Here is a 23014-nt window from a genome sequence, read left to right on the forward strand (position 1 = left end):
GAAACGCTTTCATTTTTAAAAAGTTGGTGCTATAATGTTTGTGGTTAAACGTTTTACTAACTTGCACTTTGTTCAAGAGAGGAATAACTCATGTTTTTATTTGCTAATATTCTTGGTATCTTTGTTTTTATTGCCATTGCAGCGCTGTTTTCAAACGATCGCAAAAATATTCAGTGGAAATCAGTCGGTATTGTACTGGCACTAGAGATTTTGCTAGCTTGGTTTTTTACTCAGTTCAGGTCTGGACAAATCGCTGTACAAGCTGCAGCTGATGGTTTCAATTGGCTTGTTTCTGTGGCTACTCAAGGAATTGCGTTTGCGTTGCCCGAATGGTTGACCTCTAATAATGGGGGACCAAACTTTGTTACTTCTGCTTTGTTACCAATTTTATTGGTTGTACCCTTGTTTGATATCTTAACCTACATTGGCTTACTACCATGGTTAATTAAGTGGATTGGTAAGGGTCTTGCTTTTATAACTGGACAACCAAAATTTGAAGCATTCTTTTCGATTGAAATGATGTTTTTAGGAAATACAGAGGTATTAGCTGTGTCAAAAGCACAACTAGATATGATGTCTGCACGCCGAAACTTTACACTCGCAATGATGTCGATGAGCTGTGTCACATCTGCTATTATTGGTTCGTATACTCAAATGGTTCCTGGTAAGTATGTGTTAACCGCCATCCCACTTAATATACTAGGCGCTATCATTATTGCTACAATTTTAAATCCAACTAAAGTGACACCCGAAGAAGATGTCATTGTCAGTGTTGCATCAGATAATGGTAAAAAAGAACCGTTCTTTTCATTCTTAGGTGATTCAATTCTTGGCGCTGGAAAGTTGATTTTGATTATTACGGCTACTGTTATTGCGTTTGTTTCTTTAGCGGCATTGATTAATCAATTATTCAGTTTAACTGGGCTGCACTGGTTAACATTAGAAAACATTTTTGGCGTAATCATGTTTCCGTTTGCATGGTTACTGGGATTCAATGTTCACGAGGCTTTCCAAATTGCGCAATATATGGGTACAAAACTGGTAACTAATGAGTTTGTTGTCATGGGTGAAGTTTCAAAATCAATTATGGCCGGTAAAGGCCTTTTTGCAAATGAACATGCACGGATTGTATTGACAGTGTTCCTTACTAGCTTTGCTAACTTTGGTACTTTAGGCATGATTATTGGTTGCTTCAAAGGACTTGTCAGTAAAGAAAAAAATGATTACATTAGTGCTCGAGTGCCTTACATGTTGTTGTCCGGTATATTAGTTTCACTGCTGTCAGCTGCAACCGCAGGCCTGTTTGTTTGGTAATCAAAAGGGAATGTTTTGTAAAGGAGAAATGATGATACCTATAATTTTAGATATGGATCCAGGGATGATGATGCCGTTGCTTTATCGATTGCGCTTAGCAATCCTAGTATTGATATCAAGTTGCTGACAAGCGTTGCGGGGAATGTTAGTGTTGATAAAACAACCAATAATTTATTAAAGTTACTAACATTTTTTCATCAAACACAGATTCCAGTTGCAAAAGGCGCCGCTGCACCATTGAAAAAAGAGTTCTCTGATGCTGCTTATATTCATGGTGAATCAGGTATGCCTGGATACGAATTCCCCCAAGTAACGAAAAAAGCGATTAAATTAGATGCAGTTACTGCAATGGCTGAAGAACTGGAAGGAGCCACTACACCACTGACTATTGTGGCTACTGGATCATATACAAACATCGCACGATTAATACAGAGATATCCAAGTTTACTTCATAAGATTGAAAAATTTATTTTGATGGGTGGCTCTTTGTCAGGCGGAAATGTATCTTCAGTTGCAGAATTTAATGTGTTCACTGATCCAGATGCAGCCGACATTGTTTTCAAAAGCGGTGTGCCAATTGTTATGATTGGTCTTGATGTAACGCTCAAGGCGTTATTACCTTTTAAAACGATAGATGCCATTGGAAGTCAAGGAAAAGCAGGTGAAATGTTACAAAAAGTTATGACAGCTTATGGTGATACTGCAGAAGGTGGCAAACCTATGCATGATGTCAATACAATTTGTTATTTATTACATCCTGAATTCTATACAGTAAAAGATTACTGGGTTGATATTATTATTTCTGGACCAGCTACGGGTGCAACAATTGCTGATACGCAAAACCGATGGTCAGGGGGTCAGTTAAACGCACAGGTAGCAGTTGACATTGATAAGGCAGCATTTGAAAAATGGTTTATTGAGCAAGTACCAAAGATGAATCAACTAGAAAGATAGCTATTACGATTAGTAGATTGTTGTAGTGGCAATCTTTTTTTGTCTAGTTATTATATAATAGTGAGGTGATTCAATATTTATCAGAGAGATAGGGTGAGTGCTTGTCATGAAAAAGACATTGCAGAAAAAAAGCGTTAAATCTAATCAGAGTAATTGTCAGTTAATGGTTTTAATTGGTGGGACAGTTTTGATTGGCATCGTCGTCGGTCTTAGCTCTCTTTTTTTAGGGCTTTTACTAGAGTATGTGGAACGATTCTTTTTGGGCTATGAAGAAACTGCTTGGCAACCAGCTCCAACCGGAACAATGCCTGTCCGTCGATTATTTTCAGTACTTATTGGTAGTGTGATTGCTGCTGCCATTTGGTGGTTTTTAAGAACAAAGTCAAAACCAACGGTAGGCATTAATAAAGCATTATCAGGAGAGAAGATGCCTGTTTGGCAAACCATTCTTCATGTCACGACACAAATATTTTATGTAGGCACCGGTGGTTCAGTCGGTCGTGAGCTAGCTCCTCGAGAAGCTGGTGTTATGCTTGCGCAAAAAGTAGCAGTTATATTTGAAAAATTCAACTTGCCTCAGCTATCTAGTGATGATCGCAAACTACTTATTGCATCAGCCGCAGGTGCTGGTTTTGCAGGAATATACATTGCGCCAATAACCGGGATGTTTTTCTGTACTGAAATTTTATTAAAAAAAATGACAGTACGCACAGTTGCGGTCAGCTTAAGTATGTCAACAATCGCAATGCTTATCGGGTCACTTGCTAAAGGCTTTAAGCCGTATTACTTAGTTGGGGATGCAAAATTATCAGTGGTCACTCTGTTGGCGGTGTTAGTGATTGCACCGTTATGTGGTATTGCTGGCGCATTATTTCGAAAATTATGCCAGTGGGCAGAAAAAAATCAAGCACGCAAAAATAACATTCTATGGCAATTGCCAATGATGGGCTTGACCACGGGACTAATTTCCATAATATTTCCAGAAGTGATGGGGAATGGCCGGTCATTAGCACAATTGGCTATCAACAGTGCAGGTTTTCTTTCTGTGAGTTTATTGCTATTGGGTGCTGCGACAAAAATGTTGGTTACAGTATTGACCATTCGATTTGGTGCTGCTGGAGGGACCCTGACGCCATCAATTGCCATTGGGGCCGTCCTTGGCGCATGGATTGGTAGTTTTTTATTATACTTAGTTCCAGGTATCCCTATGTGGGAAGTTGCCATATTAGGTGCTGGTACGTTACTTGCCGCTTCACAACAAGCGCCACTAATGGCTTTATTTATGATATTTGAAATTTGCCATTTAAATTATGTCATGTTATTACCACTGGGTCTAGGCGTTTTAATATCAATTATTGTCTCACGAAAAATATTGTATCAATTCAACTGATTTATGTTTACATCAAAAAAAGGCTGGATTTTCCAGCCTTTTTGGTGCAAAAGTGATATTATTCTAGTACATCATGAATGGTGACCACGCCGACAACTTTTTTATCATTATCCAGAACAACCAAGTTGGAGATATTATAATTAGCCATTTTTCTCCAGGCTTCACGATTTCTTTTATTTTCACTAATGCTAATAAAACCTTGTGTCATATAATCTTTTGCTGTCGATCCTTTGACCCTACTGATATTGAGAAACTTTTTTCGAATATCGCCATCAGTGATAATACCAATGACATTTTCTTGTTCATCTTTGACCAAAGTAATACCAATACCATAGTCACTGATGCGATAGATTACCTCATTAATTGAAGTATTGACATGAACATAGGGAATTTTAGTATGCATTGAGTTTTTAACGTTTTGAAGCAATATTTTTCCAATAGAGCCGCCGGGATGGTACATAGCGAAGTTTTCACGATTAAACTCTTTGGCAGTTTCGATGGCAACTAGTAAGGCATCTCCCATGACAAGTGTTGCTGTGGTTGAACTAGTTGGTGCTAATTTTGTGATATCGGCCTCTTCGGCAATATCAATTGAGAGCACAATATCTGTATTTTTTGCGAGAGTTGAATCTTCAGAACCTGTCATGGCTATAGTTGCCAAGCCATGATTGTAGATATTTTGTAGTGATGACAGCGCTTGCAGTACTTCTTGTGTTTCACCACTATTAGATATGAATAGCACAACATCATCAGCTGACACACGTCCCAAATCACCATGATAAGCTGTTCCTGCATCAATATAGAAACTTGCTAAACCTACTGAAGAAAATGAAGCAGCAATTTTGTCAGCAATGATACCAGATTTTCCAATGCCAATAAATATTACGCGACCTTTAGTAGATAAAATTTTATCTACCGTCTCATCAAATGATTTACCCAGTGAGCTTTTGACACGATTCAATGCTTCGATTTCAGCATCAAATGTTTTCTTTGCATTTTCATAATAAACTTTCATGATCATAAACCGCCTTCATCTTAAGATTTTGGTGGAAAAGATCGTTAGCTACCTCTAAGATTGGACGTATTTTGGAAAGGTATAATTGACTATCCTGATCAGAAATAGCCTTTGGTGGGTTGGGGTGTACTTCCGCAAAGATACCCGCAACACCAATTGTTAAGGCTGCGCGCATCAACGGGAATGCATATTCTCTATTACCACCAGAATGGTTACCGTAACCACTAGGTATTTGGATAGAGTGAGTAGCATCATAAATGATAGGGAAATTAGTCTCACGCATTTGAATAAGGCTGGTCATATCAACTACAAGTTGATGATAACCAAACATACTACCACGTTCAGTAACTAAAATATGTTTGTTAATGTCTTCTACTTTATGCACAGCACTTTGAATATCTTCAGGTGCCATGAATTGGGCTTTTTTAATATTAACGACACGGCCGGTTTTGGCAGCAGCAACTAAGAGATCAGTTTGCCGACTAAGATAAGCGGGAATCTGTAATACATCAGCGACTTCTGCGACTGGTTCACATTGGTAAGATTCATGAACATCAGTAACAATAGGGACATTATAAGTCTTTTTTATTTTTTTTAAAATTTCAAGGCCGTGAGTCATTCCTGCACCTCGGTCGGAATCAAGTGAACTACGATTGGCCTTATCGAATGATGATTTGAAAACAAAATTAATACCTAATTCATCAGTAATCTTTTTTAACTTTTCGGCAACCTCAGCGCATGTCTCATAGGATTCGATTGCGCATGGGCCAGCTAATAACGTTAATTGATTATCTGAAAAATTGTACTCTTGGAAAACCTCACTGATTTTTGTCATAAAATATCTCCTTATATAGATACAAGGGTATGCATATATTCTCACAGTATATGCCACAACCCCAAGTATTGAGTGAAGAAGCTTTGTAGACTTATTGTAGCATTTTTAAATTTAGAAGTAATAAAAAATGACTTTTTAAATTTGAAGGAAACAAGTGGAAGTGACTCCTGTTTTAAAACAAAGCAGTAGACTAAAAAAGCAATATGAGAGATAATAATGATTAAGTAAATTTGATGAATAATGAAAGTGTAATACTATGATAGATGAAGAGACACAATACAAAAACGGTTTGGATATCTTACAAAAAAGCGAATTTCGTGTAACGAAACAACGTAAAGATCTTCTCAAGTACTTATCAAAATTTGAATCGCAATACGTCTCAGTGACTGATGTCGATAGTTTTATGCAAGAACTGTATCCTAATGTTAGCCATACAACAACTTATCGCAATATCAAAGAATTCTCTGAGCTGGGAATCGTTGAGCAACGTTCGGAAAATGGTCAACTGAATGTCAAATTCCAATGTGACTTTGTTTCGCCACAACACGGACACTTTTTTTGCCAAAATTGTCATCGAGTGATAAAAATAGATTCAAGTATGTCTCCCGCACTAAAAGAATCAATGAAAGAGTTTTTAGTATTAAACATAAAATTAGAATTGTTTGGTCTGTGTGACCGGTGTCAACAAAGTAATAAAACAGCATAACATTCAGTTATCTCATATATGAAAAGGAGCAGTTATATTGTAAAGATATAGCTGCTCCTTTTTTCTTTTAAAGTAATCATTACTTTTTGTTGACTTTAATAGTAATGGTTACTATAATGAAAAGGAAATATTTTTACCACTAAACAGAGAGAAGGAAGTTCATATGTTTCAAACTTAAATAAAGCTTTTATCTTTACACAAATTCTAGAATGGATGAGAAAGTAGAAAAAATGATGAAACAAAAATATTTTTTTAGTAGTTTGATTGGCGCTATTTTAGCGCTCTTCGTATTTGTTGTTGGTAATGTTACAGTGAGGGCTGATACAAGCAATATTCAGGTAGTTTCCTCAGTTGATTTTTACGGTGAAGTAGCTGAAAAAGTACTCGGTCAGTATGGTACGGTTAAATCAGTCATTACAAATCCCAATGTTGATCCACATGATTATGAACCAAGCGCTAAAATTGCTGCAGCAGTTTCCAAGGCTGATTTAGTCGTGTACAACGGTATTGGTTATGACTCTTGGATGACTAAACTAGCAAAAAATTCAGATGTTCAATCTGTTCGAGTTGGTGAAGATGTTTTAGGTAAGAAAAATGGTGATAATCCACACCTATGGTATCAAAGTCAAACTATCCCTAGACTCGCAAACTATTTAGCTGATAGGTTTTCAAAAATAGATCCTAAACATGAGGCTGAGTTTAAAGCGAATGCTAAAAAATATATTGCCAGCTTGAAACCTGTTCAAACAAAAATAGAGTCGCTAAAAAAGAATTCAAATAATAAGTCTGTTGATGTAAGTGAACCGGTATTCGATTACGCTTTGGAAGAACTTGGGTATTCTAAAAATAATACACATTTTTCAAAGTCTGTTGAAGATGGTACAGACCCATCACCCAAAGATATTAAAACAATGCAAGATGATATTAAAAGTAAAAAAATCAGTTTCTTTGTTCAAAACACCCAAGCAACTGACAAAACAGTTGGACAATTGGTAAAGTTAGCAAAAAAACATGATGTACCCGTGCTAAATGTTACTGAAACCATGCCTAAGAATAAAAACTACAAACAATGGATGTTGAGTCAGTATAAGCAGTTAGAAAAAATTCAAAAATCAGAACAGTAGCCAACGTATGATTGAAAAAATTTTAGAAGTTAAAAAGTTAACTGTCGAAGTGCCAGGAAGTGTGTTAATTCGCGAACTTTCTTTTTCAGTTTATTCAGGGACACTATTATGCATCACCGGAGACAACGGAGTTGGCAAAACAACTTTAATTAATTATTTACTAAAGGCTGCAAGAGACAATAAAGGTTATCAGTCAGAAATTAACCTGCATATTAACTTTGAAGATATTCAATTAGTACCACAGTTTAGAGATATTGATGCAGAATATCCACTTAGTGTAAAGAATTTTGTCGTTTTGAACTTAACGCGTGCTCTTACACCTTGGTTGACTATCTCAGAAAAGAAACGGTTAGAAAAAATTATTTCAGTCACGAATTTAAATAGTATTAAGAATCGTGCATTAGGTCGTGTTTCGGGTGGTGAAAAGCAACGTGCTTATTTAGCACAAGCATTAATGGGAAAGCCTAAGATACTGATTTTAGATGAAAGTACTTCTAATTTGGATTATGAGTCACGAATTGATCTTTTGAAACTAGTTAAAAAAGTTATTGTGCAGGAACAGTTAGCTGTTATTTTCATTACACATGATCCGGAGTTGGTTAATTTGTTTGGTGACTATGAACTGCACATTAGTAATTACCGCGGTGAGATGAATAAATTGCGTTCTTCTGAAGAAAGAGGTACACATGTTTAATTACCCATTCATGCAGTATGCGTTCATTGCAAGCTTTTTTATATCAATTATTTGTGCAGTAATTGGTGTTTTCGTTGTGGCACGTAAAACATCTTTTTATGTTCATACGTTATCTGAAATTAGTTTTTCAGGTGCTAGTTTTGCTATTTTCGCCGGAATATCACCCATTAGTGGCATGCTATTATTTACAATACTAAGTTCAATATTTGTCTCTCTATCAGGCAATCGCCTGAGTCAACGGGAATCTTCTATTAGTGTTTTTTCAGCTATATTCATTGGATTAGGTGTTTTATTTTTGTCACTGTCGAATAAGCAGTCTAGTTATGCCACTAATATTTTATTTGGTAGTATTGTTGGTATTAGCCAAGAAAACCTATATGAGCTGTTAGTGTTAATTATTGTTATTTTATTGATTACGCTACTAATGTATCGCAAGCTCAAGTATGTATCATTTGATACAATCGGTTCTGATTGGAATGCTAAAGGTACCGTTTGGATTTCTTTACTATTTTTAATACTAGTAGCATGTACTGTTAGTGTGACCGCGCAAATTGTTGGATCATTATTGATATTTTCTTTGTTAACGGTTCCTGCATCCTCTGCCAAATATATTGCTAGATCTGTTCATCATATGATATTGCTTTCTTTTGTGTTTGCACTGTTTGGCACCTGGACGGGCCTATATTTGAGCTATATTACTAATTGGCCTGTTAGCTTCTTTATCACCATTATTGAGGGAGCTATTTATTGTTTATCATTGTTGTATTATAAAATCAATAAGTCACATCGTTAATCATTGAGCGAGTGTATTGTTTGCCATAAGCATTTGCCTGAACTATAATTGCCATGAATACGTAGGAAGAGCAATAAATTGGAGGAAATTCTATGACACAGCAGTACGATTATGATGTTTTGTATTTGGGCAGTGGCCACGGTACGTTTGATGGGGCAGTTCCACTTGCTCAATCAGGGGTCAAAGTCGGTATTATCGAAAAAGATTTGATTGGTGGTACATGTCCAAACTACGGTTGTAATGCTAAAATTACACTTGATGCGCCAGTTACTTTACTTCGTGAATCAGAGCGTTTCTCAGGTGTCGTTGCGGGTAACTTAAAAATCAACTGGAAAGAGAGTGTTGCGCACAAACAAGAAGTGATTGATGATTTGCCAGGGATGATTAGTGGACTTATCAAGCGTTCAGGGATTGATATTATTCAAGGAACGGGCATCTTTCAAGATAATCACACGATTCTAGTAGACGGGCAGCCAAAAACAGCTGATAAAATTGTCATTTCGACTGGCTTACGTCCACATAGGATTGATATTCCTGGTAGTGAGTTGGCCCACGATAGCCGTGAGTTTATGGATTTAACTGAATTACCCAACAAGATTGTTATTATAGGATCTGGCTACATTAGTATGGAATTTGCAACAATTGCCAATGCTGCAGGTTCTGACGTTACAGTGTTGATGCACGGAGAAAAAGCGCTTAAAGAATTTTATCAGCCATATGTCAACAAAGTGATTGATGACCTTAAGAAACGTGGTGTAAAGTTTGTTAAAAATGCTAAGATTTCAAGTTTTGAAAAATCCGGTGATCAAGTTATCGTCAATTACGGCGATAATCAATCACTATCAGTTGAATGGGTGTTAGATGCGACTGGTCGCATCCCCAATACCGATGGTCTGGGATTAGCAGAGATTGGCGTGAACTACAACGAAAAAGGTGTGGTCGTTAACGAGTATTTGCAAACTAATATTGATAACATATACGCATCAGGGGATGTTATTGATAAAGTACAGCCTAAATTGACACCAACAGCAATTTTTGAATCAACTTATTTGTTTAAGCGTTTTTCTGGCCAAAGCAGAGAACCTATCATATATCCTGTAATTCCATCAGTTGTATTTACATCTCCTAGAATTGCTAAAATTGGTGTAACTGTTGATGAGGCAAAACAAAACAATTATCAAATTGAAGAGAATGATTTGGTTGATGATTGGTATCGTAAAGTGAATAAAGAAACAATTAGTGAAAACACTTTAATTTTTGATGATGAACATCGATTGCTTGGTGCAACAGAAGTTAGTGAGCAAGCAGAAAATGTTATTAACACATTGTTACCAGCCATTGAATTTAAATTTAATAAAGAAGAAATGTCTCGACTAGTTCACTTGTTCCCTTCAATCAGTGCTTCTACTTGGGATTTATTATAAGCTAGTAGCAATTTAAACCTTTCAAAGTACTGTGATTATAAAATAAAAACACCGAAAAGATATTATTTATCATTTTGGTGTTTTTTATTTGTTTTTGCCAGACGTCTGGTATTTGCAAATGTTAGTTGCCAGATACTGTATGAAATTGTCAACAGACTAATCAGCATCGTAAAATAATTACTGTCATTTACTGTAGCCGTAATCTTTAAGTGGTTAGAACCTTTCGGGATTTTTAATTTAAGTGCGTGGCTGTCCGCAAGTTTTACTTTTTTGTGATTTAACGTAACATTGTAATGAATACCTGAGTATACAGCAATTGGTAGAGAGTAGTATCCTTCCTTTGCTGTAGTGACGATATAATCAGCACTATTATAAGATTGTGATTGTATTTTCAGGGAAGGGATGCTTGTATTTTGTAAAGCAGTTATTCTAGATTGTAGTTGATGTTTATTGTTTGCAGGTAAATAATCAATTCCTATTGCGCTATTTTTAATCGTTTGGTCATAGTTAGTTTTAGTTAGCCAAAACCGGTAACCATCCTTTGTAGCTATGTTGTGATAAGTGTGTACTGCATTTAAACTAATTGCAATCAAAGCTATGGTAACCACAAAATTAATGTCTTTGTGTTTTAAAGGATACTGGTCAAAATAATACATAACACTAATAGCTAGCAATAGGGAAGAAATGAACAATAATCTCCCCAAAAATTGAATCATATTGATAGGTGTGCCAGTAAGGTTTTGCCAAGGTAACCAGTCAAAAGTGCTAAAAAAGACGATAATTGTTGCAATTGTCCAATGGCGCCATAAACCGGACTTATTTGTAAATAACATAACCATAAGGAAAAACAAAAAGAAGGTATTAATTGGTCCCATGTTAAAGCTAACCGAACGTTCAATGATACTATTATCAAGCAAAGCTTGCCAGTATTTTGTTGCATTTAGCGGTACTAATTTTGGTGTCGGGCTCATTAACAAATTCGTAAATAATAGCGACGCAATGTTAGTAAGTGTATAAAAAGACGATAAAATGGCTAAAATAGTTGCTTTTGTATAATCGGTGACTTCTTTTTGTGTTAATTGATGTCGAAAAATTCTGGTAAAACAGAAAATAACAATCATGGTTGTTACAATAATTAGAGAAAGAATATGACTATTGGCGATGGCGCCCATACCAAAGCCTAAGTATAGCCATCCTTTCGATGAATTATGCCATATTTTGAGACATCCTAACAGTACTAAGGGTAAAAAAGCATAAGCCAATGCTTCTCCAAGCGCATTACGGGAATAAAGTACAGCCATATGATAAGAACTAAATTGGTATATTGTTACGCCAAGTATTTGAATCCATCTTTTATGTGTTATAAACTTAGCTAGTAGGAAAACATTGAAAATTGTTAAAAAGTTTAAAATGATAAATCCAACCATCAATGCAACTATCGGATTATTAAACAATAATTTGGGGATTATAAAAATAATGCTTGTTATCCATGGATACATACCGTTCATAGCAAGACCAGTATGGTTGAGTCCAATAAAGTTTACAAGAGGGGGGAGAGACACATGGCTAAGTGCTTGTGTGATAGCGTCGTAGCGTGCCAAGTGAATATTACCATCGTAGCTCAATTTGAATGTATTGTTGGTAAAAGCGGGTAACGTTGATAAGAATGATAATATACAAATAATGACAAAAATAATGAAGTGATGCAACCATACTGAGGAATGACGTCGTGACATGATAGATCCTTTTTAGTTCGATGTTATACCTACCATAATAAAAACAGCGTCAAATAGCAACTATAAAAAGAATAAAATGTCATTATGTATAAATATGTCTAAAATTAATATTCATTTTATGTTACAACGATAGTATTTTTCTGGCATCTAATCTTAGTTATGTCATACACAAATAGGGGAAGTCATGTCAACAATTTTACAGCAGGTTAAAAAACTATGGCCAATTACCATTCTATTACTGTCGTCAATGCTGCTTTTAATACCATTCTTCTTAAATCATGCAATGATTGTCGGGTCTGATGCTATTTTCCATTTTAATCGCTTTTATGATACAGCTATGCAGATAAAACATGGGAACTTTCAATATTTTATTTCCATGTATGGATTTCAATCTTCAGGTCGAATTGTCAATGCTTTATATGGACCATTTATGGCCTATATTCAAGGGCTGATTGTATTAATTAGTCCGTCTTGGTTTGGTTATCAGGTAATTTCAAATGGTATTTTGTATTTTCTTTCTGGATTGTCTCTGTACTTTCTTTTAAAAAAGGCTGGCGTACAACTTGTCTATAGAATCCCATTGGGTATCTTGTACATGACAACATACTCCGTACAGTATTGGACAATGCGACAAGGATTTTCCAGTTGGGGAGCAGCGTTATTTCCAGTTTGTCTTATACCGCTAATCGACTTAATGGAGAAAAAAACACTTCACCCAATTCAAACAGCTATATGTATCGGTGTTATGTGTCAAATCCATATGTTATCAGCATTTTTACTTGTGATTGTGTATGCATGTTTTTTCTTAACAGCTTTTTTTGCTAATAATAAGCACACCAAGGTTAAGCTTTTGAAACAGCTAGGGCTAGCTATTGTTATCTTTGGCTCTCTAGTATTAAATGTGCTCTATAGCTTTATAGCTATTTACAGTGAAAATAACATTGCTCAACCATTTGTCAATAAATGGATGGCAAAAACAACGATTTTTAAAGGTAGTAGTTACTGGTTATTTTATCCGCCTGTCTTGATGATTATTGTTCTGTTTGCACTATGGATGGTTTGCAAGCATTGGAAAAAAGAGTCACAATTATTAAAAGTAACAGCGGTTACTTGCGGATTTTTATTTATTTTATGCACAGATCTATTTCCATGGAAGTTATTGAATGATTCCCATAATCAATTAATTGAAATGATTCAATTTCCATTTCGTTTTTTTGTGCCTTTCACAGTGTTATTGCTCTTAGCAGTTGGTTTGCTTCTAGAAAAATGGCATACTAGGTCGGTCAATTTTGGACTTATCAGTTATGGATTATTGTTATTGTCGTTGTTTCAAACAGGTGTTTCAACTAACAGTGCTTTGAATGTGTGGCAGCAAACCGAATTCTTTTTAAATTCTTCTGTCCACACACATTTTACATCTGAAAACGCTAGTGACATCAAAAGGTCCTTCTTCATAAAAAATAAAGCACAGGCTTTACAATACGTGGTAAAGTCTACTCCAGACTATTTACCTGTCCAAAAAGTTCAGTGTAAAAATAAATATTCACTTTATCATCATCAAGTGATTAGTAAACAAAAATACTTTCACAAGTCTGTTAAAGGCAATAAGTTGGTAGTCACGTGGGACGGTAGCAGCGTTAAAAATATTCAGGTGCCGATTATAAAGTATACAAATACTATTTTGCGATTAAATCAAAAAATGTTAGACACAAATGTCAAGCTTAGCCGGATAGGAACGCCAATCGTCAAACAAAGAAAAGGTCATAATGAGTTAATTGTTTATTATCGTAAGGATTGGATCCTAGATGCGATACTCATATTTAATTTTATAAGTTGGTTGATTGTATTTTATATAAATTACAAGTTCAAATCTTTGAACGGCTGAGGATGAACTAAAAAGCCTATTCCCTTTAAAGGAATAGGCTTTTCTTAATTTTCGGCAGCGTATTGTTCTAACTCTTGTAAATATAACTTTTTCTGTTCAGTACTAATCCAAGCTGATTCAAAAGAATTACGAGCTAACTGAATTAGTTGTTCCTTACTTAAATTGAACGCGGTAGCCATTTTATAGTAATTGTCACTAATATATCCACCAAAATAAGCTGGATCATCAGAATGAATAGAAATTTTAACGCCTTGGTTTAACAAGGCAATCAATTCTTTACCTTTCATGTCTGGTGTAACAAAGGAATTTGAGAGTGGGCAAGATGTCAAGCCAATCCCTTTTTTAATAACTAAGTTGACTAAGTCTGGGTCTTCGACAATATTAGTACCATGGTCAAGCCGCTCGACTTCCATGATTTCAAGTGCTTGACGAATATGTTCAATGGAATCTTTTTGGTCAATATCACAATGGGTGGTGAGGTGCAGGCCATAGGCTGCCGCATCTTCAAACTGACGAGCAAACTTTAAAGGCGGATTGTTATGTTCATCAGAATCAAGTCCAACACCAATAAACTTATCTCTGTAAGGGAGTGCTTCGAGAAGTGTTTGACGAGCGGACTCTTTTGGTAAGTCACGCAAGAAGCACATAATCAGTGCAGCATCGATATTTAAAGCGCGTGCATCTAAAATGGCTCTATGAAGGCCAGTAATGATTGTTTTAAAGGCAACACCTCGCGTTGTATGCGCTTGAGGGTCAAAGAAAATTTCGACATGACGAACGTTATTGTCAGCGGCTCTTTGTAAATAGTCAAAAGCCAAATCATAGAAATCTTCTTCCGTTATTAAAACTGACATTCCTGGATAGTAAACAGCCAAAAAAGACGCTAAATCGTTAAATTGATAAGATTTTCGTATATCTGTGACGGTTGTTTCAGGTAGCGTGATATGATTACGTTGGGCTAACTTAAGCCTTAGTTCTGGTTCAATAGTTCCTTCAATATGTACATGTAACTCACATTTTGGTAATTTTTTTGTGAATTCTTTGGTAATTCTAGTTGTCAATGTTTTGTGCTCCATTTGCTGTATTATTCGTTTTTTATCAATGTATTTTATTTTATCATACTATCTTAATTGAATATTTATGATAAAAACGTATTCATTGTTTTGTTTATTTTATATTGTTCGTTTATTGTCATTAAACACTTTGATAGTTTATTATTTGTTAATTTGATACAATGCACTATAGGCAACTATTATGGTGCTTTGTCATAGTTAACCATGGCAATAAAAAGAAGTAGGGGGATACAATGGTATCTGTTATATGGTTTCGCAGAGATCTTCGATTAGAGGATAATATTGCATTATTTAATGCATTGCGACATAATAATGAAATTTTTTGTGTGTTTCATATTAATCCGGAACAAGTAACAAAAAAGAACACCGTGAATCAAAGTGCTTTTTTTGCGAGCGTCTTGCATTTTAAAAACACACTCAAAACACAAGGCATTACCTTAAACATAATGTATGGTGATATTAATGATTGTTTTGCCTCTCTAAAACAAAAGTTACCAGATTGGCATGACATTTTTTTTAATTTTGATGAAAGAGGTTTTGGGAGAAACAGAGATCAAAAAATTGTAGCTTTTTTCGAGAATAAGTTAAAAGTTAAAGCACATCCTTATATTGATTATAATCTACACGGTGCCACCGAAGTAAAAAAAGATTCTGGGGAAGGGTACAAAGTATTTACTCCTTACTTTAAAAAGTGGATACATGCAGAAAAACCAGCACCGGTAGGCTATGTGATTGATAAACGAGTTAAAAATGCCCAATTACTTTTTCCAGAAAATGAGCCATTACTGGAAACATTTATTGATCATCGTATTTCCTTTATAAAAAAAGACTTAGGCAGTGAGACGGCTAAAAAGGTACTCAAGCAATTCATTAACGAAAATTTAGATCGGTATGATGAAGAAAGAGATTTTCCGGCAAATGACGGTACAAGCCATTTATCAAGATATTTACGGACTGGAGAAATATCAATTCGAACAGTTTGGCAAGCAATTGAGCAGTCTCCTAATAGTGATGGTAAAATCACGTTTATGAAAGAGCTTTGTTGGCGTGATTTCTATAATATGATTTATGTAATGTACCCAAATCAAAACGTTGAATCGATTAATAAAGATTTTCAACATGTTGATTGGATAAATGATGAACAGCAATTTGAAGCTTGGCGAACAGGCCAAACTGGATTTCCAATTGTAGACGCTGCTATGCGGCAATTAAATGAGACTGGATGGATGCATAATCGTTTAAGAATGATTGTCGCTTCATTTTTGACTAAAGATTTACTCATCGATTGGCGGTGGGGAGAGGCATATTTTCACAGTAAATTGTTAGATTATGATGCAGCAAGTAATATTGGCGGTTGGCAGTGGGCTGCTTCTACGGGTACAGATAGTGTTCCTTATTTTCGAATATTTAATCCTACTTTACAATCGAAAAAATTTGATTCAAATGGATTATTCATTAAAAAATATGTACCAGAACTAAAGAATGTGGATAACAAAATGATTCATGAACCAGGAAAACTCTCGGAATCAGAACAGATACGATTTAATGTTAGAATGGGTCAGAACTATCCTTTTCCGATTGTAGATCATTCATACGCAAGGAAACGCGCAATTAGTATTTATGAGAGCAGTAAAGATGTTAATTAAACAACTAGAGAGACAAGGAGGTATAGTATGTTTTTGGCATTAAGAGAAATCAAGCATGAAAAATTACGTTATGGATTAATTGTTACGTTGATACTTTTTATTAGCTATTTAGTTTTTATTCTAAACGGTCTTGCTACAGGACTATCTGATTTGAATAAGTCGGCGATTACGCAATGGCAGGCATCAAAAATACTGCTAGATAAAGATGCTGAAGGACGGCTGACGCAATCATTTCTGGATAGTGATGACCAAAAGAAGGTTAGTGGACAAGGGACGCCAATTAGTCAGTATAGCACCTTGGTCAAGAACAGCCATGCTGATAAAACTAACGCACAAATTTTAGCAATCCAAAATGATGGATTTATCTATAAAAATATAAATATCGTATCTGGGAAGCGTTTTAGTGAAGATAATACAGCGACTGTATCTGATGAATTGAAAAAATCAGGTTTCAAAATTGGGGATGCGATTACGATAGCTAATAGCAACGAGAAATTGAAGATTGTTGGATTTACTTCGAACGCCTCCCTGAATGTGGCTCCGGTTATTTATACGTCTTTTAAAACTCTAAATAAAATTAATCAGGCACCCGTTAACGCTTTCGTTTTTAACAAAAAGATTACAGGAAATACAGATTTTAAAAATAGCAAATTATACACGATAAATAGTTTTATTGAAAAGTTACCTGGTTATCAAGCCCAACAGTTAACTTTTAGATTTATGATTGGTTTTCTTTTTGTGATTGTTTTGATTGTTATTTCCATCTTTTTATACATTTTGACAATTCAAAAATTACCCAATTTTGGTGTTATGAAAGCACAGGGGATTTCTACTAAGTATCTGGTATTAAATACGCTCACACAAACGTTCTTGATGGCAGTAGTAGGTATCGGATTAGCTATTATTTTTACAATTATAACTTCGTACGTTCTCCCTAGTGAGGTACCTATAGCCATTTCAACCACACAAGTGGTCGCCACAAGTCTTGGTATTTTAATTATGTCACTACTTGGTTCTTTATTACCAATTAGACAAATAATTAAAGTCGACCCATTTGAAATGATAGGAGGTTAATAAGATGTCACGTTTAAAGTTTGAAAACGTTAGTAAAAAATATGGCACCGGAACCAGTGAATTTTTGGCGTTAGATAATATTAATTTCAGTGCTGATGCCCAGCAATTAATATTAGTTGTTGGTCCGTCAGGTTCTGGGAAGACGACCTTTTTAACAATTGCTGGTGGATTACAGTCTCCAACATCGGGTATGGTGAAAATTAATGGTGAAATAATAGGCGAGCTATCAAAAAAAGAGCAATCGGATCTCCGATTAAATACGGTAGGATTTATTTTGCAGTCATATAATCTAGTGCCTTACTTAACGGTTAATGAACAATATGAACTAGTAGATAAAGTGAAAGAACAACATTTATCTCATGAAGAATTTCGTGTTGTTTTAAAAACACTAGCTATCGAAGATTTAGGAGCCAAGTACCCTAACGAACTATCTGGTGGTCAAAGACAGCGTGTTGCTATTGCACGGGCTTTGTATGCTGATCCGGAATATATTTTAGCTGATGAGCCAACCGCTTCATTGGATACGGCTCGGTCTAAAGAAGTGATGTCGCTATTACGTGAATTGGCTCATAAGAATGACAAAACAATTATTGTGGTGACACATGACTTACGTTTGAAGGAAGATGTCGATAAGGTTTATCAAATTATTGATGGCAAGATGACCGAAATTGATAACAATACACTTAGTGAGATGCAGTAAAAAAGAGGCATACTAGATAATCTGTAAGCGCTTGCAATAATGATGATGATATTGTATAATTTAACTATAGATTAGAAGAAGTCCTGTAGAAATGCAATTGCTAGATTTATTTCACGTAAGTGGTATCAATGGATTTCGGCTAATCCATAAGACAACTTGCTCGTTGTTTATATTATGAAGTTAAGTGAATGCTACGTGCATGATGTTAATTGACTAGTTTAAGCAGAATAATAACTATTTGACCAAGTAAATCCTTGGAAAATATTGTTAGAGAGTGAGTTGTTTTTTATTGTTTAGAGTATTCTTACGCTTAAGGTAGTGGTGAGATTTAACAGCTTATGTTTATTGGAAAGGAAACGCTCATGATTAATACAATTGTTGTTGCGACTGATGGTAGTGAGGCAGCTATGAGAGCTGTGGAGTACAGCACTCAGTTAGCAAAAAAATTTAATGCAAAGATAGAAATTGTCAGTATCATTCAATATTCTACTGTTGCCTATCATGATGGTAGCCAGATTTTTTATGCCTCGATGACAGATAGCCTAACGAAGTTAGCATCAGATAATCTTTCCAAAGCAGCATCTGTTGTTGAGCCTGCCGGTGTATCATTTGACACACATATGTTTAAAGGAGATGCTCGTTTTATTTTGGTTAACGAGGTCATAGAAAAATATAATCCAGATTTGATTGTAATGGGAAAAACAGGTACAACAGTCTTGACGCGAATGTTTATTGGTTCTACTGCACGCTATGTATCTGAACGGGCAGATACAAATGTGTTACTTGTAAAATAAGTTTATTTTATAAAAAAACATCTAATCATAAAAATTAGGTGTTTTTTTGATGATTAAACTGGCGGAAATTCAACTATTTATGATGATGCATCCAGAATAAATAGACACCCATAATAGCTAGTATTACTGTAAGCAGCGCATAAATAAGGATATAAATATATCTGATGTGTGACACGATGTAATTTAAAAAAAAGGTCATATTTTATCTCGCTTATTAATATTTTTTATTATAAATTTATGTTGATGGGTATATCCAATAAAAGTATCGATTATACTTCGGTACATAAAGCTGAATGGTTTTCAACGCGGCTATATCAATGTTTACTATAAAACTTTTTGAGCTAGTAATTTTTGTACATCTGTCAATGCTTGTCCCTTTTTAAATTGTATGTTCTCCGATGGTTCAGTTTGTCCGGATATCCAAATTTTTACTTCTCCATCGAGATCAAAGTGACCACTAGTTTCGGTAGAGAATTTCGAAATAGAACGGTAGGCAATAGATTTATACGCAACCTTTTTGCCTGTAAAACCTTGAATATCACTTAAAATAAGTCTTTTATTTGTAAAAATAACCAGATCACGTACAAGCCGGAAAGCATCTTCGACTATTTCTGATTCAATCAAAAGGGGTGCAATTTCTTTTTGGACACTTGCGACAGGAACACTTGAAGCATTACCCATTAATCCGTTTAATAAACCCATATCTAGTCCTTTCATCCATCCGTATTTGAAAAGTTATCTATTACTTTTATTCTATCAATAGAAAAATAAAAAGCAAAAGAACTGCATAAAATATTAAAAGATAACAAAGTACAATTATACATATTTTTGTTTTGTCAGTCAGAAAACAAAAGTACCTAAGTTGTTTCGCGGTTATTAATATCTTGAATAGAATGAAAATGATAAACGTTTCTCATTGTTTATTCTTTTTTATTCACCTATAATAAAGCGTTTATTCAGTTATGTTACAATAGAAGTATCATAATAATTAGATAAAAATAGTCATATTTATTTCTCTTTTATCATATTTTCATATATTATGGGAATATAAACTTTGGCAGTGAAGAGCGTAACCTCGTTAATTAGAGATATATAATGTCTGATTTAAGTTGGTAATGCTTCATTTTTATCTATAAGATGCAATAATTAATCAAATGAGTAGTAGAGCATCTGATTAATTTCATAGGCAGTAAACAAAAAGGAGGACACTAAATGGAAGCATTCCGAAAAGGTGTTAAAGAAACAATTTCATCACATCAAGTTGATATGGGGACAGGCTTAGATACTGAGCAAGTTGCTAAAAATCGTGAAAAACATGGTGCCAATGTTTTTGTAGCCGAAAAAAAAGTTTCATTGTTGAAAAAAATCTTAATCAGCCTAAATGATGTTGCTACAATCATTTTGCTAATCGCTGCGGTTATTTCATTTGTTGCTACATATTTAGAAGACACAGGAAACTATTTTGAAAGTCTCTTAATTATTGGTATTGTCGTTATTAATTCGGTCTTAGCAATTGTTCAGGAAGGAAAGGCTGAGGATTCACTAGCGGCCCTGCAAAATCTTAATCGAACAAAAGTTAAAGTTTTACGTGACGGACAGATAGAACAGATTGACGCGGACGATGTTGTGTTTGGGGATGTATTAGTTGTCGAAAATGGTAGCGCAATTGCCGCTGATGCTCGTCTAATTGAGGCTATTGAACTTCAAGCTGAAGAATCTGCTTTAACAGGAGAAAGTTTGCCGGTTGAAAAAAATGCAGATGCCACGTTTAAACCAAATGATGAAGTTGGTCTTGGAGAACGAATTACGATGGTGTATCGTGGGACAACAATTGTTAACGGTCATGGACGAGCAATCGTGACGGCCGTTGGTATGCAGACTGAAATGGGTAAAATTGCAAGTCTACTGAGTAACGAGTCAAAAATTCCACTAACACCATTGCAGAGACGTCTAGTTCAATTAGGAAAAAATATTTCTTGGGTTGCTATAGGTGCTGCGGTAGTTGTGCTTGGGCTAGGTATTTACCAAGGTATGGATTTGAAGCACATTTTTTTGACAGCTATTTCGTTAGCTGTCGCGGTTGTTCCAGAAACATTAGCAGTAATTGTGACAATGACACTGGCACTGGGTGTTCAACGAATCGCACAAAAACATGCAATTATTAGACGGTTGCCAGCAGTAGAAACTTTGGGTACAACAAATGTCATTGCTTCCGATAAAACGGGTACATTGACACAAAATAAGATGACTGTTCGAAAAGTTTGGCAAGATGAACAGGATCATTTAGCCGATATTTCAAATGGATTGGATGATGCTACTAAGGAAGTATTGTCTTTGGCGGCCATATCAACCAATGTCTCAGTTAAAACTGTTGCTGGGCAGACTGATTATGATGGGCTACCAACAGAAGTCGCGTTAGTAAGAGCTATTGAAGAAGAAGAATCTCGCGAAGAATTGTTAGAAAAGTATCCGTTAGTGGAACAGATACCGTTTAATTCAACGAAAAAAAGAATGACCACTGTCCACAAGCAACCAGAAGGTGGTTACATTGCGATTACCAAGGGCGCATTTGATGTTTTGCTACCAATGATTAAACACGGAAATCACGATAAAGCTGAAAATGTTAACAGAACTTTCGGTGAACAGGCATTACGTGTTTTGACAATAGCTAAAAGAACATTTGATGTTATGCCGGAAGCGCCAACACAAGAGTTTTATGAACAAGATTTGACATTAGTCGGGTTAGTTGGTATTATCGATCCGCCACGCCCAGAATCAGCACCAGCAGTTGAAAAGGCACGTCTTGCAGGTGTTAGAACAATTATGATCACTGGGGATCACGTTGAAACAGCTAGTGCAATTGCACGTGAAATTGGTATTTTACGTACTGGAGATCAAACAATTACAGGTTCAGAATTAGCTAAACTATCAGACAAAGAGCTCGATGCTAATGTGCAAAAGTATAGTGTATACGCCCGTGTGACACCAACTGATAAAATTAGAATTATTAAATCATGGCAAAGGCAAGATGCAACGATTGCGATGACTGGAGATGGTGTCAACGATGCCCCAGCATTAAAAGCAGCAGATGTTGGTATTTCGATGGGTGAGACAGGGACAGATGTTGCTCGTGAAGCTTCGGATATCATTTTGACTGATGACAATTTTGCGACGATTATTAATGCTATTTCTGAAGGACGTGGTGTTTATGTTAAAGTTCGAAAGACAATTAATTTCTTATTAAGTGCCAATATATCAGAGTTGTTAGTGATCCTGATAGCTATGTTGCTAGGATGGGGATCACCATTGCTACCTGTGCATCTGTTGTTCATTAACTTGGTATCAGATGGTTTGCCAGGATTTGCTATTAGCCGTGAGCCAATGTTAACCAATGTTATGAACGAACCACCTATGCCTAAAAATACTAGGTTATTTGCACAAGGGTTAGGTCGTCAAATTGGTTTAAATGCTGCTTTATTTGCAATTGTCACTTTGGCAGCTATCTGGGTTGGACAAAATGTTGTCTTTGGTGGCTTGCAACCTAACGAACAAATTGGTCAAACAATGGCTTTCACCCTTCTGTCATTGACTTCTATATTCCATGTGTTCAATATTCGCTCGGAAAAGACGCTTTTTGCTATTAGTTATCGTGCTAATCCTTCATTAGTTAACATGGCAATTTTAGCGACAGTAATTACCTTGGTGATTACGTTAATACCTCTTACACAGTCATTATTTGGTTTAACAGCACTTTCATTAGGACATTGGCTCGTGATTATAGTTCTCTCTTTAGTACCTACAATTGTTATTGAATTGTTGAAGTATATACGCCCAACATTATTTAAAGTGTGATAAAT

The 23014-nt window shown here is 35.5% G+C and carries 18 protein-coding genes and 1 pseudogene; 14 read left to right on the forward strand and 5 right to left on the reverse strand.

The annotated features are described in order from the left end of the window. Positions 1–90 precede the first annotated feature (90 nt). The 3 genes and pseudogenes from GJV51_06440 (at position 91) to GJV51_06450 (ending at position 3658) form a co-directional block, all read left to right on the forward strand. A complete protein-coding gene (locus tag GJV51_06440; GenBank protein ID QGM25634.1) occupies positions 91–1314 on the forward strand; it encodes a NupC/NupG family nucleoside CNT transporter in 1224 nt (407 codons plus the stop codon). Between the two features lie 31 nt (positions 1315–1345). After that, a pseudogene (gene rihC, locus GJV51_06445) lies at positions 1346–2268 on the forward strand (ribonucleoside hydrolase RihC). A 106-nt stretch (positions 2269–2374) separates the two neighbouring features. Beyond that, positions 2375–3658 (forward strand): chloride channel protein, encoded by a 1284-nt coding sequence (locus GJV51_06450; protein ID QGM25635.1) that lies wholly within the window; start codon positions 2375–2377, stop codon positions 3656–3658. A 58-nt stretch (positions 3659–3716) separates the two neighbouring features. On the opposite strand, the gene GJV51_06455 is transcribed toward GJV51_06450, so the two are convergent. After that, entirely contained in the window at positions 3717–4679 is a 963-nt protein-coding gene (locus GJV51_06455) for a KpsF/GutQ family sugar-phosphate isomerase (GenBank protein ID QGM25636.1), read from the reverse strand. Next, positions 4657–5508 carry a 3-deoxy-8-phosphooctulonate synthase gene (gene kdsA, locus GJV51_06460; protein ID QGM25637.1) on the reverse strand — a complete coding sequence of 284 codons (852 nt, stop codon included), beginning with the start codon at positions 5506–5508 and terminating at the stop codon, positions 4657–4659. The genes GJV51_06455 and kdsA overlap by 23 nt, the downstream gene beginning before the upstream one ends. 256 nt (positions 5509–5764) lie before the next feature. Here kdsA and GJV51_06465 point away from each other — a divergent pair, with 256 nt between their 5' ends. From GJV51_06465 to GJV51_06485, 5 genes are all read left to right on the forward strand, one after another. Next, positions 5765–6214: a transcriptional repressor gene (locus tag GJV51_06465; protein ID QGM25638.1), complete on the forward strand. Its 450-nt coding sequence runs from the start codon at positions 5765–5767 to the stop codon at positions 6212–6214. 233 nt (positions 6215–6447) lie between these two features. Next, a complete protein-coding gene (locus tag GJV51_06470) occupies positions 6448–7338 on the forward strand; it encodes a metal ABC transporter substrate-binding protein (GenBank protein ID QGM26110.1) in 891 nt (296 codons plus the stop codon). Between the two features lie 7 nt (positions 7339–7345). After that, positions 7346–8032: an ATP-binding cassette domain-containing protein gene (locus GJV51_06475; GenBank protein ID QGM25639.1), complete on the forward strand. Its 687-nt coding sequence runs from the start codon at positions 7346–7348 to the stop codon at positions 8030–8032. Further along, on the forward strand, positions 8025–8825 hold the full coding sequence (locus GJV51_06480; protein QGM25640.1) for a metal ABC transporter permease: 801 nt from the start codon (positions 8025–8027) through the stop codon (positions 8823–8825). The genes GJV51_06475 and GJV51_06480 overlap by 8 nt, the downstream gene beginning before the upstream one ends. 92 nt (positions 8826–8917) lie before the next feature. Further along, the gene (locus GJV51_06485; GenBank protein QGM25641.1) at positions 8918–10249 is read left to right on the forward strand and encodes an NAD(P)/FAD-dependent oxidoreductase; all 1332 of its coding nucleotides are present in this window, start codon (positions 8918–8920) and stop codon (positions 10247–10249) included. 62 nt (positions 10250–10311) lie between these two features. Here GJV51_06485 and GJV51_06490 read toward each other — a convergent pair whose 3' ends face one another. Beyond that, a complete protein-coding gene (locus GJV51_06490) occupies positions 10312–11985 on the reverse strand; it encodes a hypothetical protein (GenBank protein QGM25642.1) in 1674 nt (557 codons plus the stop codon). A gap of 184 nt (positions 11986–12169) precedes the next feature. Here GJV51_06490 and GJV51_06495 point away from each other — a divergent pair, with 184 nt between their 5' ends. Next, a complete protein-coding gene (locus tag GJV51_06495) occupies positions 12170–13870 on the forward strand; it encodes a hypothetical protein (protein QGM25643.1) in 1701 nt (566 codons plus the stop codon). 44 nt (positions 13871–13914) lie between these two features. Here the strand turns inward: GJV51_06495 and add are convergent, their stop codons facing one another. Continuing rightward, complete coding sequence (add, locus tag GJV51_06500) at positions 13915–14946, reverse strand: adenosine deaminase (GenBank protein QGM25644.1); 1032 nt, start codon at positions 14944–14946, stop codon at positions 13915–13917. Positions 14947–15176: 230 nt separating this feature from the next. Here add and GJV51_06505 point away from each other — a divergent pair, with 230 nt between their 5' ends. The 4 genes from GJV51_06505 to GJV51_06520 all read left to right on the forward strand — a co-directional run bounded on the left by GJV51_06505 (position 15177) and on the right by GJV51_06520 (position 19157). Then, positions 15177–16589 carry a deoxyribodipyrimidine photo-lyase gene (locus tag GJV51_06505; GenBank protein ID QGM25645.1) on the forward strand — a complete coding sequence of 471 codons (1413 nt, stop codon included), beginning with the start codon at positions 15177–15179 and terminating at the stop codon, positions 16587–16589. A 27-nt stretch (positions 16590–16616) separates the two neighbouring features. Further along, the gene (locus tag GJV51_06510) at positions 16617–17663 is read left to right on the forward strand and encodes an FtsX-like permease family protein (GenBank protein ID QGM25646.1); all 1047 of its coding nucleotides are present in this window, start codon (positions 16617–16619) and stop codon (positions 17661–17663) included. A 4-nt stretch (positions 17664–17667) separates the two neighbouring features. Then, complete coding sequence (locus GJV51_06515; protein QGM25647.1) at positions 17668–18363, forward strand: ATP-binding cassette domain-containing protein; 696 nt, start codon at positions 17668–17670, stop codon at positions 18361–18363. Positions 18364–18725: 362 nt separating this feature from the next. After that, positions 18726–19157, forward strand: coding sequence for a universal stress protein (locus tag GJV51_06520; GenBank protein QGM25648.1), 432 nt, complete (start codon positions 18726–18728; stop codon positions 19155–19157). 324 nt (positions 19158–19481) lie between these two features. On the opposite strand, the gene GJV51_06525 is transcribed toward GJV51_06520, so the two are convergent. Then, entirely contained in the window at positions 19482–19859 is a 378-nt protein-coding gene (locus tag GJV51_06525) for a PH domain-containing protein (protein ID QGM26111.1), read from the reverse strand. Positions 19860–20369: 510 nt separating this feature from the next. Between GJV51_06525 and GJV51_06530 the strand changes: the two genes are divergently transcribed. Beyond that, positions 20370–23009: an HAD-IC family P-type ATPase gene (locus tag GJV51_06530; protein QGM25649.1), complete on the forward strand. Its 2640-nt coding sequence runs from the start codon at positions 20370–20372 to the stop codon at positions 23007–23009. The last annotated feature ends 5 nt before the right edge of the window (positions 23010–23014 follow it).

Origin of the sequence: Leuconostoc mesenteroides subsp. mesenteroides (genome assembly GCA_009676745.1) — a bacterium.
Lineage (GTDB): Bacteria > Bacillota > Bacilli > Lactobacillales > Lactobacillaceae > Leuconostoc > Leuconostoc koreense.

What these genes read in the sequence shown, in the direction of transcription:
- GJV51_06450 (QGM25635.1), top strand. Translation starts at nt 2,375, where the DNA reads ATGAAAAAGACATTGCAGAAAAAAAGCGTTAAATCTAATCAGAGTAAT.
- GJV51_06530 (QGM25649.1), top strand. Translation starts at nt 20,370, where the DNA reads ATGGAAGCATTCCGAAAAGGTGTTAAAGAAACAATTTCATCACATCAA.
- GJV51_06495 (QGM25643.1), top strand. Translation starts at nt 12,170, where the DNA reads ATGTCAACAATTTTACAGCAGGTTAAAAAACTATGGCCAATTACCATT.
- GJV51_06515 (QGM25647.1), top strand. Translation starts at nt 17,668, where the DNA reads ATGTCACGTTTAAAGTTTGAAAACGTTAGTAAAAAATATGGCACCGGA.
- GJV51_06485 (QGM25641.1), top strand. Translation starts at nt 8,918, where the DNA reads ATGACACAGCAGTACGATTATGATGTTTTGTATTTGGGCAGTGGCCAC.
- GJV51_06480 (QGM25640.1), top strand. Translation starts at nt 8,025, where the DNA reads ATGTTTAATTACCCATTCATGCAGTATGCGTTCATTGCAAGCTTTTTT.
- GJV51_06440 (QGM25634.1), top strand. Translation starts at nt 91, where the DNA reads ATGTTTTTATTTGCTAATATTCTTGGTATCTTTGTTTTTATTGCCATT.
- GJV51_06505 (QGM25645.1), top strand. Translation starts at nt 15,177, where the DNA reads ATGGTATCTGTTATATGGTTTCGCAGAGATCTTCGATTAGAGGATAAT.
- GJV51_06465 (QGM25638.1), top strand. Translation starts at nt 5,765, where the DNA reads ATGATAGATGAAGAGACACAATACAAAAACGGTTTGGATATCTTACAA.
- GJV51_06470 (QGM26110.1), top strand. Translation starts at nt 6,448, where the DNA reads ATGAAACAAAAATATTTTTTTAGTAGTTTGATTGGCGCTATTTTAGCG.
- GJV51_06520 (QGM25648.1), top strand. Translation starts at nt 18,726, where the DNA reads ATGATTAATACAATTGTTGTTGCGACTGATGGTAGTGAGGCAGCTATG.
- kdsA (QGM25637.1), bottom strand. Translation starts at nt 5,508, where the DNA reads ATGACAAAAATCAGTGAGGTTTTCCAAGAGTACAATTTTTCAGATAAT.
- GJV51_06455 (QGM25636.1), bottom strand. Translation starts at nt 4,679, where the DNA reads ATGATCATGAAAGTTTATTATGAAAATGCAAAGAAAACATTTGATGCT.
- add (QGM25644.1), bottom strand. Translation starts at nt 14,946, where the DNA reads ATGGAGCACAAAACATTGACAACTAGAATTACCAAAGAATTCACAAAA.
- GJV51_06525 (QGM26111.1), bottom strand. Translation starts at nt 19,859, where the DNA reads ATGGGTTTATTAAACGGATTAATGGGTAATGCTTCAAGTGTTCCTGTC.
- GJV51_06510 (QGM25646.1), top strand. Translation starts at nt 16,617, where the DNA reads ATGTTTTTGGCATTAAGAGAAATCAAGCATGAAAAATTACGTTATGGA.
- GJV51_06490 (QGM25642.1), bottom strand. Translation starts at nt 11,985, where the DNA reads ATGTCACGACGTCATTCCTCAGTATGGTTGCATCACTTCATTATTTTT.
- GJV51_06475 (QGM25639.1), top strand. Translation starts at nt 7,346, where the DNA reads ATGATTGAAAAAATTTTAGAAGTTAAAAAGTTAACTGTCGAAGTGCCA.